General features: G+C 43.0%; 13 protein-coding genes and 1 pseudogene. 13 read left to right on the forward strand and 1 reads right to left on the reverse strand.

The annotated features are described in order from the left end of the window. Window positions 1-12: 12 nt before the first annotated feature. The gene (gene pavA / locus SORDD05_RS01015; RefSeq protein ID WP_061416682.1) at window positions 13-1,668 is read right to left on the reverse strand and encodes an Rqc2 family fibronectin-binding protein PavA; all 1,656 of its coding nucleotides are present in this window, start codon (window positions 1,666-1,668) and stop codon (window positions 13-15) included. 104 nt (window positions 1,669-1,772) lie between these two features. Here pavA and ybeY point away from each other — a divergent pair, with 104 nt between their 5' ends. From ybeY to SORDD05_RS01080, 13 genes and pseudogenes are all read left to right on the forward strand, one after another. Continuing rightward, window positions 1,773-2,270, forward strand: a complete 498-nt coding sequence (ybeY, locus tag SORDD05_RS01020; protein WP_061416684.1) for an rRNA maturation RNase YbeY — start codon at window positions 1,773-1,775, stop codon at window positions 2,268-2,270. After that, window positions 2,251-2,646: a diacylglycerol kinase family protein gene (locus SORDD05_RS01025; protein WP_061416687.1), complete on the forward strand. Its 396-nt coding sequence runs from the start codon at window positions 2,251-2,253 to the stop codon at window positions 2,644-2,646. The genes ybeY and SORDD05_RS01025 overlap by 20 nt, the downstream gene beginning before the upstream one ends. 16 nt (window positions 2,647-2,662) lie before the next feature. Next, window positions 2,663-3,562 (forward strand): GTPase Era, encoded by a 900-nt coding sequence (gene era / locus SORDD05_RS01030; protein ID WP_061416693.1) that lies wholly within the window; start codon window positions 2,663-2,665, stop codon window positions 3,560-3,562. 48 nt (window positions 3,563-3,610) lie between these two features. Continuing rightward, complete coding sequence (mutM, locus tag SORDD05_RS01035; protein WP_061416695.1) at window positions 3,611-4,435, forward strand: DNA-formamidopyrimidine glycosylase; 825 nt, start codon at window positions 3,611-3,613, stop codon at window positions 4,433-4,435. Beyond that, window positions 4,435-5,040: a dephospho-CoA kinase gene (coaE, locus tag SORDD05_RS01040; protein WP_061416696.1), complete on the forward strand. Its 606-nt coding sequence runs from the start codon at window positions 4,435-4,437 to the stop codon at window positions 5,038-5,040. The genes mutM and coaE overlap by 1 nt, the downstream gene beginning before the upstream one ends. Continuing rightward, window positions 5,027-6,226 carry a multidrug efflux MFS transporter PmrA gene (locus SORDD05_RS01045; protein ID WP_061416698.1) on the forward strand — a complete coding sequence of 400 codons (1,200 nt, stop codon included), beginning with the start codon at window positions 5,027-5,029 and terminating at the stop codon, window positions 6,224-6,226. Before coaE ends, SORDD05_RS01045 begins: the two co-directional genes overlap by 14 nt. After that, window positions 6,226-6,375: a 50S ribosomal protein L33 gene (gene rpmG, locus SORDD05_RS01050; protein ID WP_007519517.1), complete on the forward strand. Its 150-nt coding sequence runs from the start codon at window positions 6,226-6,228 to the stop codon at window positions 6,373-6,375. The genes SORDD05_RS01045 and rpmG overlap by 1 nt, the downstream gene beginning before the upstream one ends. Before the next feature lie 39 nt (window positions 6,376-6,414). Continuing rightward, window positions 6,415-6,648: a preprotein translocase subunit SecG gene (secG, locus tag SORDD05_RS01055; RefSeq protein ID WP_007519515.1), complete on the forward strand. Its 234-nt coding sequence runs from the start codon at window positions 6,415-6,417 to the stop codon at window positions 6,646-6,648. 95 nt (window positions 6,649-6,743) lie between these two features. Continuing rightward, window positions 6,744-9,098, forward strand: a complete 2,355-nt coding sequence (gene rnr, locus SORDD05_RS01060) for a ribonuclease R (protein ID WP_061416700.1) — start codon at window positions 6,744-6,746, stop codon at window positions 9,096-9,098. Beyond that, window positions 9,061-9,528 (forward strand): SsrA-binding protein SmpB, encoded by a 468-nt coding sequence (gene smpB / locus SORDD05_RS01065; RefSeq protein WP_061416701.1) that lies wholly within the window; start codon window positions 9,061-9,063, stop codon window positions 9,526-9,528. The genes rnr and smpB overlap by 38 nt, the downstream gene beginning before the upstream one ends. Window positions 9,529-9,543: 15 nt before the next feature. Continuing rightward, window positions 9,544-10,404: an SAM-dependent methyltransferase TehB gene (tehB, locus tag SORDD05_RS01070; RefSeq protein ID WP_061416704.1), complete on the forward strand. Its 861-nt coding sequence runs from the start codon at window positions 9,544-9,546 to the stop codon at window positions 10,402-10,404. Between the two features lie 177 nt (window positions 10,405-10,581). Further along, a pseudogene (locus SORDD05_RS01075) lies at window positions 10,582-11,731 on the forward strand (hypothetical protein). 74 nt (window positions 11,732-11,805) lie between these two features. Continuing rightward, window positions 11,806-12,762, forward strand: coding sequence for a competence protein CoiA (locus SORDD05_RS01080; RefSeq protein WP_061416707.1), 957 nt, complete (start codon window positions 11,806-11,808; stop codon window positions 12,760-12,762).

The raw sequence follows: 12,762 nt of genomic DNA on the forward strand, positions 1-12,762 counted from the left end.
TTTCATTTGAAATTAGGATTTTTTCATAGATGCGATTTTTTTGGGGTCTGGTGTAACGCGGAGGGTCTTTTGTCCTGTGTAGGTTACAAAGCCAGGTTTTCCACCAGTTGGTTTGTTGAGTTTTTTCACTTCAATCATATCCACTTGCACGAGATTTGACAGGCGCCCTTTGGAAAAGTAGGCTGCTAGTTCGGCTGCGTCTGTCTTGACTTCGTCAGAAGGATTGAGATTTCCTGAGATGACGACATGACTTCCAGGAATGTCCTTGGCATGGAACCAAAGTTCCTCCTTACGAGCCATTTTAAAGGTCAATTCCTCATTTTGCAGGTTGTTTCGACCGACATAGATGATAGTTTTGCTATCACTCGCCAGATACTGTTCTGGTTTTTTGCGTTTCTGAATTTTCTCACGTTGGCGTCTTCTAATGAAGCCTGTTTGGATCAATTCTTCACGGATTTCAGCGATTTCCTCTAGTCCAGCTTGGTTGAGCACAGTCTCGACACTTTCTAGATAAAGAATGGTGGCCTTGGTTTCTTCGATCAACTCAGTCAAGTATTTGACAGCTTCTTTGAGTTTCTGGTAACGTTTAAAATAGCGTTGAGCATTCTGGCTGGGAGTTAGTGCCTTATCAAGAGCAATGGTGATAGGCTGATTGGTGTAGTAGTTGTCTAGGATAACCTGGTCTTGGTCATTAGGCACTTGGTGGAGGAAGGTTGTCAGCAATTCTCCTTTTTGGCGAAATTCCTCAGCATTGTCTGTTGCTAGTAACTCTTTTTCTTGTTTTTTTAGCTTATGTCGATTTTTCTGAAGTTCATTTTCAACACGACGAATCAGTTCGCTAGCTTGCTGTTTAACGCGGTCGCGCTCGGCTTTATCCTTATAATAGGTATCTAAGAGATCCGAAAGACTGGCAAAAGGCTCTCCTACATGATTTGCAAAAGGAACTGGGCTGAAGGAAGTCTCTGTTAGGTAAGGCTTGGTTTCTTGCCCGAAGAAGTTTCGGAAAGTGGATAGTTTATCATGGACCAATAGACTTTCTAATTCATTTGCTGTATCGCGTCCTAAACCTTGAAAGAGGCTTTGAAGATTTTTTGCCTTCAGTTCTTGGGTTTGTAGGATTTCAAAGAGCTTTTCATCCTTGACAGTAAAAGGATTGAGAGACTCGGTACTTGGTGGAGCGATATAGGTCGATCCTGGAAGTAAGGTGCGGTAGCTATTTTGTGAAAAGCCAACGTGTTTGATGACTTCGAGGATTTTATGGCTACTTTTATCTATGAGGAGAATATTGCTATGTTTGCCCATGATCTCGATAATCAAGGTAGCCTGGATATGGTCCCCAATCTCATTTTTATTGGAAACTGTAATTTCCACTATTCGGTCATTTTCGATTTGTTCAATTGACTCAATCAGAGCACCCTGCAAATACTTTCTCAAAACCATGATAAAAGTAGAAGGTTGGGCTGGATTTTCGAAAGTTGTTTGGGTCAGCTGGATGCGACCAAAAACAGGATGGGCAGAGAGGAGCAGGCGATGACTTTGGCGATTGCTGCGGATTTGCAAGACTAACTCTTGTTCAAAAGGCTGATTGATTTTCTGAATGCGACCATTGACTAACTCGCTTCGCAATTCCTCAACCATGTGGTGTAAAAAAAATCCGTCAAATGACATCGTTCTCTCCTTGTGATTGTATTCCATAGTATTATATCAAAAAGGTAGAATAAAATCATGGAAATGTGGTATAATAAAGCCAAGTAAAGAGAATCGAGAAGTACATGTATATTGAAATGGTAGATGAAACTGGTCAAGTTTCACAAGAAATCTTGCGACAAACCCAAGAAATTTTGGAATTTGCAGCCCAAAAAATAGGAAAAGAAGACAAGGAAATGGCAGTCACTTTTGTGACCAACGAGCGTAGCCATGAACTCAACCTTGAGTACCGTGACACGGACCGTCCGACAGATGTCATCAGCCTTGAGTATAAGCCAGAGTTGGACATTGCCTTTGACGAAGAGGATTTGCTTGAAAATCCAGAATTGGCAGAGATGATGTCTGAGTTTGATGCCTACATTGGGGAATTGTTCATCTCTATCGATAAAGCGCATGAGCAGGCTGAGGAATACGGTCACAGCTTTGAGCGTGAGATGGGCTTCTTGGCAGTACACGGCTTTTTACACATTAACGGCTATGATCACTACACTCCGGAAGAAGAAGCGGAGATGTTCGGTTTACAAGAAGAAATTTTGACAGCCTATGGACTCACAAGACAATAAACGAAAATGGAAAAATCGTGACCTGGTATCTAGTTTAGAATTTGCCCTTACAGGAATTCTGACTGCGATCAAGGAAGAACGCAATATGCGAAAACATGCAGTGACAGCCCTTGTGGTTATCCTTGCAGGTTTTGTTTTTCAGGTGTCACGAATCGAATGGCTCTTTCTCCTAATGAGCATTTTCTTGGTAGTAGCCTTTGAAATTATTAACTCTGCTATCGAAAATGTGGTGGATTTGGCCAGCAACTATCACTTTTCTATGTTGGCCAAGAAAGCCAAGGACATGGCAGCAGGAGCCGTGCTTGTGGTCTCTCTTTTTGCTGCAGTGACAGGTGCACTTATCTTTCTCCCACGCATTTGGGATATACTATTTTAAACACTAAGAGGAAATTATGACATTTAAATCAGGCTTTGTAGCCATTTTAGGACGTCCCAATGTTGGGAAGTCAACCTTTTTGAATCACGTCATGGGGCAAAAGATTGCTATTATGAGTGACAAGGCGCAAACAACGCGCAATAAAATCATGGGGATTTACACCACGGATAAGGAGCAAATCGTCTTTATCGACACGCCGGGGATTCACAAGCCTAAGACGGCTCTTGGGGATTTCATGGTGGAATCTGCCTACAGCACCCTTCGTGAAGTGGACACCGTTCTTTTCATGGTGCCTGCTGATGAAGCGCGTGGTAAGGGGGACGACATGATTATCGAGCGTCTTAAGGCTGCCAAGGTTCCTGTTATTCTAGTGGTGAACAAGATTGATAAGGTTCATCCAGACCAGCTTTTGTCTCAGATTGATGATTTCCGTAATCAGATGGACTTTAAGGAGATTGTCCCTATCTCAGCCCTTCAGGGGAATAACGTTTCTCGTCTAATCGACATCCTTAGTGAAAATCTTGAGGAAGGTTTCCAGTATTTCCCAGCTGATCAAATCACAGATCATCCTGAGCGTTTCTTGGTTTCAGAAATGATTCGTGAGAAGGTTCTCCACTTAACACGCGAAGAGATTCCGCACTCAGTCGCAGTAGTAGTTGACTCTATGAAACGGGACGAAGTGACAGACAAGGTTCATATCCGGGCAACCATCATGGTTGAGCGCGATAGCCAAAAGGGTATTGTCATCGGAAAAGGTGGCGCAATGCTCAAGAAAATTGGGACCATGGCCCGTCGTGATATCGAACTCATGCTAGGGGATAAGGTTTTCCTAGAAACTTGGGTCAAGGTCAAGAAAAACTGGCGTGATAAAAAGCTAGATTTGGCTGACTTTGGTTATAATGAGAAAGAATACTAAGTAGAGGTGGGCTCATGCCTGCTTCTTGTTTTTACAGAAGGAGGGACTATGCCTGAATTACCTGAGGTTGAAACGGTTCGTCGTGGATTGGAAAAATTGATTTTGGGAAAGAAGATTTCTAATATAGAGATTGCTTATCCTAAGATAATCAAGACAGATGTGGACGAGTTTCAAAAGGAACTAGCTGGCCAAGTAATTGAGTCCATGGGGCGCCGTGGAAAATATCTACTTTTTTACCTGACAAACAAGGTTTTGATTTCCCATCTGCGGATGGAGGGCAAGTATTTCTACTATCCAGACCAGGTTCCTGAACGCAAGCATGCTCATATTTTCATTCGGTTTGAAGATGGAGGTACGCTTGTTTATGAGGATGTACGCAAGTTTGGTACGATGGAACTGCTGGCCCCCGACCTATTGGAAGCCTACTTTGTTTCTAAAAAACTAGGCCCTGAGCCAAGAGAAAAGGACTTTGATTTGCAGACCTTCCAGGCTGCCCTAGCCAAATCTAAAAAGCCTATCAAATCCCACCTCCTAGACCAGACCTTGGTAGCTGGACTTGGCAATATCTATGTGGATGAGGTTCTCTGGCGAACTAAGGTCCATCCAGCTAGACCTTCCCAGACTTTGACAGCAGAAGAAGCAACAGCCATCCATGACCAGACCATTGCTGTTTTGGGACAGGCAGTTGAAAAAGGTGGCTCTACCATTCGGACCTATACCAATGCCTTTGGGGAAGACGGAACTATGCAGGATTTTCATCAGGTCTATGACAAGGCTGGCCAAGAATGTGCAAGCTGTGGGACAGTGATTGAGAAAATCCAACTTGGCGGACGAGGAACTCATTTTTGTCCTCAGTGTCAAAGGAGGGACTGATGGGAAAAATCATTGGAATTACAGGAGGAATTGCCTCTGGTAAGTCAACTGTGACAAATTTCCTAAGAGAAAAAGGTTTTCAAGTGGTGGATGCTGACGCAGTCGTCCACCAGCTACAAAAATCTGGTGGTCGTCTTTATCAGCTCTTAGTTCAGCACTTTGGGCAGGAAATCATCCTTGAAAATGGAGAACTTAATCGCCCTCTCCTGGCTAGTCTCATCTTTTCAAATCCTGAGGAGCAGGAATGGTCTAAACAAACCCAAGGAGAGATTATTCGTGAGGAATTGGCTGCACTGAGAGAACAGTTAGCCCAGACAGAAACGGTTTTTTTCATGGATATTCCCTTGCTTTTTGAACAGGACTACGCCAACTGGTTTGATGAAACATGGCTGGTCTATGTGGACCGTGATATCCAAGTAGAACGTTTCATGAAACGGGATCATCTTTCTAAGGAAGTAGCGGAGTCGCGTCTGGCAGTCCAGTGGTCTTTAGAGGAAAAGAAAAAATTGGCGAGTCATATATTAGATAATAATGGCAGTCGTGATCAGCTTGTGGGTCAAGTAGTGAAGTTACTTGAAGGAGGCGATAGCTGTGCAAGAGATTAGTTGGAAAGAGAATCTTCGTGTCGCCTGGTTTGGTAGTTTTTTAACGGGAGCTAGTATCTCCTTAGTTGTTCCTTTCATGCCTATCTTTGTAGAGCAGTTGGGAATTGAAGGAGACCAAGTTGCTTTTTATGGTGGATTAGCCATCTCAGTTTCGGCTGTTTCAGCAGCTCTAGTTTCTCCTATCTGGGGTATTCTTGCTGATAAGTACGGTCGCAAACCCATGATGATTCGAGCAGGTCTTGCCATGACTATCACTATGGGAGGTTTAGCCTTCGTGCCAAATATCTATTGGCTACTCTTTCTGCGCTTGCTCAATGGTGTATTTACTGGATTTGTCCCCAATGCAACGGCCTTGATTGCTAGTCAGGTACCTAAAGATAAGTCTGGAGCGGCTCTTGGAACTCTATCTACAGGTGTTGTTGCAGGAACACTGACGGGCCCCTTTGTTGGAGGCTTTATTGCTGAAATTTTTGGCATTCGTAATGTCTTTTTATTGGTAGGTGCTTTCTTATTTGTAGCTGCAATCCTAACCATTTTCTTTATCAAGGAAGATTTTCAGCCAGTGGCTAAGGAGAAGGCTATCCCAACGAAAGAAGTATTTTCTTCTTTCAAGTATCCTAGGCTTTTAGTGAATCTATTTTTGACGAGCTTTGTCATTCAATTTTCAGCTCAATCAATTGGTCCCATTCTAGCTCTCTATGTTCGGGACTTAGGGCAGTCCGAAAATCTCCTCCTTGTATCAGGATTAATCGTATCCAGCATGGGATTTTCTAGCATGATGAGTGCTGGAATTCTAGGAAAACTTGGCGATAAGCTAGGGAATCATAGATTGTTGGTCGCGGCGCAGATTTATTCCGTCATCATTTACCTTCTTTGTGCTCATGCAACCAGCCCCCTTCAACTTGGCTTGTATCGTTTTCTCTTTGGTTTGGGAACGGGAGCTCTCATACCGGGAGTCAATGCCCTTCTCAGCAAAATGACTCCAAAATCAGGTATTTCAAGGATTTTCGCCTTCAACCAAGTCTTTTTTTACCTTGGTGGAGTGATCGGACCTATGGCGGGATCCGCAGTTGCAGGATATTTGGGCTACCATGCTGTCTTTTATGCGACAGCAGCCTGTGTAGCTTTCAGTTGTTTATGTAACTTAGTGCAATTTAGATCATTATTAAAAGTAAAGGAAATCTAGTGCGAGTAAAAATCAATCTCAAGTGCTCCTCTTGTGGCAGCATGAATTATCTAACCAGTAAGAACTCCAAAACTCATCCTGACAAGATTGAGGTTTTAAAGTATTGTCCCAAGGAAAGAAAAGTAACCCTACATCTTGAATCTAAGTAGATTTTATGGTAAAATAATAGGGATTTTAAGGAGTTTGATATGTATAACCTATTGTTAACCATTTTATTAGTATTATCTGTTGTGATTGTGATTGCGATTTTCATGCAACCAACCAAGAACCAATCCAGCAATGTATTTGATGCCAGCTCAGGTGATTTGTTTGAACGTAGTAAAGCGCGTGGTTTTGAAGCCGTGATGCAACGTTTGACAGGTGTTTTAGTCTTTTTCTGGCTAGCCATTGCCTTAGCACTGACGGTATTATCAAGTAGATAAGAAATGGGCGAGACTAGGTCTTAGCCTATTTTTATTTTGAATAATGTTTACTAAAGTTATCCATCAAAAAAATTATAAAAATCTAGAAAGAAAATATGAAAGATAGAATAAAAGAATATTTGCAAGAGAAGGGGCGAGTGACGGTAAATGACCTGGCTCAGGCTCTCGGAAAGGATGGATCCAAGGATTTTCGTGAGTTGATTAAAACCCTGTCTCTGATGGAAAGAAAGCACCAGATTCGATTTGGAGAAGATGGTAGCTTATGTCTGGACCAAAAGAAGAAACATGAGATTACTCTCAAGGGGATTTTTCATGCCCATAAAAATGGCTTTGGCTTTGTCAGTCTGGAAGGCGAGGAGGACGACCTTTTTGTAGGGAAAAACGATGTCAACTATGCTATTGATGGCGATACTGTTGAGGTTGTCATCAAGAAAGTCGCTGATCGTAACAAGGGAACAGCGGCGGAAGCCAAAATTATCGATATCCTAGAGCATAGTCTGACAACAGTTGTCGGCCAAATCGTTCTAGATCAGGAAAAGCCCAAGTATGCGGGTTACATTCGTTCAAAGAATCAGAAAATCAGCCAACCCATCTATGTTAAGAAACCAGCCCTCAAACTTGATGGAACAGAAGTTCTCAAGGTCTTTATCGATAAATATCCAAGTAAGAAACACGATTTCTTTGTCGCTAGTGTGCTGGACGTGGTAGGACACTCGACTGATGCTGGGATTGATGTCCTTGAAGTCTTGGAGTCCATGGATATTGTTTCAGAATTTCCAGAGGCTGTTTTAAAAGAAGCAGAAAGTGTGCCTGATTCTCCCACAGAAAAGGATATGGAAGGGCGTCTTGATTTGAGAGATGAGCTTACATTTACCATTGACGGTGCGGACGCCAAGGACTTGGACGACGCAGTTCACATCAAGCCTTTGAAAAATGGCAATATCGAACTCGGAGTTCACATCGCGGATGTTTCCTACTATGTGACTGAGGGTTCTGCTCTTGACAAGGAAGCCCTTAACCGCGCGACGTCTGTCTATGTGACAGACCGAGTAGTGCCAATGCTACCAGAACGCCTTTCAAACGGCATCTGCTCTCTCAATCCTCAAGTTGACCGCCTGACCCAGTCTGCCATTATGGAAATTGATAAGCATGGTCATGTAGTCAACTACACCATCACACAAACGGTTATCAAGACAAGTTTTCGTATGACCTATAGCGCTGTCAATGACATTCTGGCTGGCGATGAGGAAAAGAGACAAGAGTTTAAGAGAATTGTTCCTAGTATCGAGTTAATGGCCAAGCTTCATGAAAGGCTAGAAAACATGCGTGAGAAACGTGGTGCCCTTAATTTTGATACCAGTGAAGCTAAGATTTTGGTGGATAAAAAAGGAAAGCCAGTTGATATCGTTCTTCGACATCGTGGGACTGCAGAACGGATGATTGAGTCCTTTATGCTGATTGCCAACGAAACAGTTGCGGAACACTTTAGCAAGCTGGATCTACCTTTTATCTATCGTATCCATGAGGAACCGAAAGCTGAAAAAGTTCAGAAATTTATTGATTACGCTTCAAGTTTTGGATTGCGTATCTATGGAACTGCCAGTGAGATTAGCCAAGAGGCCCTCCAAGACATCATGCGTACTGTTGAGGGAGAGCCCTATGCAGATGTCTTGTCCATGATGCTTCTTCGCTCTATGCAGCAGGCTCGCTATTCGGAGCATAACCACGGTCACTATGGGTTGGCTGCGGACTACTACACCCACTTTACAAGTCCGATTCGTCGTTATCCTGACCTCTTGGTACATCGGATGATTCGCGACTATGGGCGTTCCAAGGAAATAGCAGAGCATTTTGAGCAAGTGATTCCAGAGATTGCGACCCAGTCTTCCAATCGTGAGCGTCGTGCCATCGAGGCAGAGCGTGAAGTCGAAGCCATGAAAAAGGCTGAGTACATGGAAGAATACGTGGGCGAAGAGTACGATGCGGTTGTATCCAGCATTGTCAAGTTTGGTCTCTTTGTCGAATTACCAAATACAGTCGAAGGTTTGATTCACATTACCAATCTTCCTGAATTTTATCATTTCAACGAGCGTGATTTGACTCTTCGTGGAGAGAAGTCAGGAATAACCTTCCGTGTGGGGCAACAGATTCGCATTCGCGTTGAAAGAGCGGATAAGACGACAGGTGAGATTGACTTCTCTTATATCCTAAGTGAGTTTGATGTCGTTGAAAAAGGCTTGAAACAAGTTGATTGCAAAAAAAGAGGGCGCGGTTCAAGTCGTCGTTCGGATAAGAAGGAAGACAAGAAGAAACAAGGTCGTTTTAATGATAAGCGCAAATCGTCTTCTAAAGACAAAAAGAAAAAGGGTAAGAAACCATTTTACAAAGAAGTAGCTAAGAAAGGAGCCAAGCATGGCAAAGGGCGAGGGAAAGGTCGTCGCACAAAATAAAAAAGCGCACCACGACTATACAATCGTAGATACGCTAGAGGCAGGAATAGTCCTGACAGGAACGGAAATCAAGAGTGTTCGAGCGGCTAGAATCAATCTCAAGGATGGCTTTGCCCAAGTAAAAAATGGGGAAGTCTGGTTGAGCAATGTTCATATCGCTCCTTACGAAGAGGGCAATATCTGGAATCAGGAGCCAGAACGCCGTCGCAAACTCCTGCTCCATAAGAAGCAAATCCAAAAATTGGAACAAGAAACCAAAGGTACAGGAATGACCCTAGTTCCCCTCAAAGTCTATCTCAAAGATGGCTATGCCAAACTCCTTTTAGGTCTTGCCAAAGGGAAACATGACTATGACAAACGGGAGTCGATCAAGCGACGTGAACAAAATCGTGACATCGCGCGTGTGATGAAAGCTGTTAACCAGCGATAAAAAGAGGAAATAAAAATGGAAAAACTAATCGCCTATAAACGCATGCCCTTGTGGAATAAACAAACAATGCCCGAAGCTGTCCAGCAGAAGCACAATACCAAAGTGGGTACTTGGGGCAAGATTACAGTTGTAAAAGGAGCACTCAAGTTTATTGAGTTGACAGAGGATGGTGAGGTTCTAGCTGAACACCTTTTCCAAGCAGGGGCCGACAATCCCATGGCGCAACCGCAAGCCTGGCATCGAGTAGAGGCAGCCACAGATGATGTAGAATGGTACTTGGAGTTTTATTGTAGACCCGAGGATTACTTTTCTAAGAAGTACCAGACCAATCCAGTCCATTCAGAGGTCCTAGAGGCTATGCAGACGGTAAAACCTGGAAGAGCCTTGGACTTGGGTTGTGGTCAAGGACGTAATTCCCTCTTTTTAGCCCAGCAAGGTTTTGATGTGACAGCTGTGGATCAAAATGAACTATCTCTTGAAATCTTGCAAAGTATCGTAGAGCAAGAGGATCTAGACATGCCTGTTGGACTTTATGATATCAATTCAGCCAGTATTAGCCAAGTCTATGATTTCATCGTTTCAACAGTTGTTCTCATGTTTCTTCAAGCGGACCGTATTCCAGCTATTATCCAAAATATGCAGGAGCAAACTACTGTTGGAGGATACAACCTCATCGTCTGTGCTATGGATACGGAGGATTATCCTTGCTCAGTCAACTTTCCATTCACCTTTAAAGAAGGGGAGTTGGCGGACTACTACAAGGATTGGGAATTGATTAAGTACAATGAAAATCCGGGACATCTGCACCGTCGTGATGAAAATGGTAATCGCATTCAACTACGCTTTGCGACTATGCTAGCTAAGAAAATCAAGTAAATCAAATCTTTACAAACGAATAGAAATCACTTTGCAAGGTTTCTATTCGTTTTTATTTGCGGCCTTAGATTGGGGCAAGCAGGATTTTATGCTATACTAGAAGTAGGAAATATTAGTAGTAGAGCTGTATTATTGTTACTCTCAGTTCAAGAAAGTGTAGATGATGGAGGTGATCCCATGGCGAATCTTTTGGTGGAACTGTATGATTGGCATGTATTGGAAAAGAATGTCTACCAAGCCTTTGTCAGTGATTGTGACGAGATTCTCTTCCTTTCTTTGACGAAAATAAGCAATAACGATAAACTTTCACTGCGTCACTTTATCACGGACGAAGTCCCCCATATCCAGCGTGTGATCTTTCGTCAGCTGTCTTTAGAAGAACTAGCGGACCAGTTAGATTATTGCCTAGCAGGCTATGACAAAATCCTTCTTGATGTTTTTGGCGGAGATTCACTACTAGCCTTATCTCTCTATCAATATGGCTTGGATCGCCACCTCCCCATCGTTGCCATGGATGTCGAGCGGGGCAAACAATACAAGTGGACAGCTAGTCAGTTGGAAAAAGAAGACTTGGACATTCCAACCCTAAGCATCCAACAGCTGATAGCCTTGCGTGGTGGAAAAATGCTCAAATCCAAACGCCCTATCCACTCGGCTCAGCAAATTGCAGCCATCAAAAAACTAGCCAGCTCTGCCATTGCCAATCCTTCCCACTGGTATCAAGTGACCCAATTTTTCTCTCTAGCCAAGACCAATGACCTGCATGCTGAAACCGAAAAGATACTGGAAAACAACGGCAAGTATTACCTCTATCCAGAATCTCAAATCCCCTTACTAGTGGAAGCGGGGATGCTTCGTATTGAAAACGAGGACAAGGAGCGAATAAGCTACAGCTTTCCGAGTCAAGAAGCTCAAGTCTTTTGTCGCAACAAAGGGCATATTTTAGAGTTGTATCTTTATCTCTTGGCGCTTGAATCTCAGCTGTTTGATGAGTGCATGATAGGCGGTGAGATTGATTGGAATGGCATCTTTCCAGAGACAGACAATGTTCAAAATGAGATTGATGTCATTCTGAGAAAGGGGCGCTCGATTACCTTTATCTCTTGCAAGATGACAGATTTATCAGTTGAAGCCATCAACGAACTAGAAGTCTACGCCAATCATTTTGCTGGGGAGAGTTGCCTCAAGTTGATAGTTTGTACGGGAAAAATCAATCCAGTTTATGCCAATCGTTGCCAGGAATATGGTGTGCTCGTCATTAGAAGCGAGCAGATCCCCAATCTCATTCCCATGCTAAAAAAAATTCTCTAAGAGGTTTAAAAGGTAGAAAAGCAATATGAAAGACTGGAATTCCGGTCTTTTTTACTTCTTTTTCGAATAGAAAAGAAAAGGAGGTAGTCCATGTTTGTAGCCAGAGATAGCAAGGGAAATTTGGTAAATGCCCTCGAAAAAGACGTGACCAAGCAAGCTTATACCTGTCCAGCCTGCGGGGGCGGACTACGATTACGTCAAGGGCAGAGTGTTCGAACGCATTTTGCACATGAATCTTTAAGAGATTGTATGGCTATTTTTGAGAATGAAAGTCCAGAACACTTGGCCAACAAAGAGGCCCTCTATCACTGGGCCAAGAAGGACAATCAGGTTGCCGTAGAATATAGTCTGCCTGCGATTCAGCAGGTGGCGGATGTTCTTGTAAATGAGAAACTAGCGCTAGAGGTCCAGTGTAGTCCCTTGTCCCAAAAGCTTTTATGCGATAGAAGTCAAGGCTACCGTAGTCAGGGCTACCAAGTTATCTGGCTACTGGGAGAAAAACTCTGGTTAAAAGAGAGACTGACACAACTGCAAAGGGGATTTCTCTATTTTAGTCAAAATATGGGATTCTATGTATGGGAACTAGATTTCAAAAAGCAAGTTTTGAGACTCAAATATCTTTTGCATCAGGACCTACGGGGTAAGCTTCATTTTCAGGTCAAGGAATTTCCCTTTGGTCAAGGAAACCTCTTGGAAATTCTACGATTTCCTTATCAAAAACAAAAGCTAGCTCGTTTTACAGTTTCTCAAGATTCCACTATCTGTCACTACATTCGCCAACAGTTGTACTACCAAACGCCTTACTGGATGAAAAAACAGGAGGAGGCCTATCAACGAGGAGAGAATCTATTAAACCGTCAACTGGACGACTGGTATCCTCAAGTTAGACCAATAGAATCAGGTGATTTTTGTCAGATTGCCCAAGATTTAAGTAGCTATTATAAAGAATTTTTCGCTTACTATCAAAAAAATCCGAAAAATAATCGCCAAAAGCTCTATCCACCAGCCTTTTATCACTTATATTTCTCAAAAAATGTGGTAAAATAG

The sequence above is a fragment of the Streptococcus oralis genome, from assembly GCF_001578705.1.
In the GTDB taxonomy this organism is placed as follows: Bacteria; Bacillota; Bacilli; order Lactobacillales; family Streptococcaceae; genus Streptococcus; species Streptococcus oralis_J.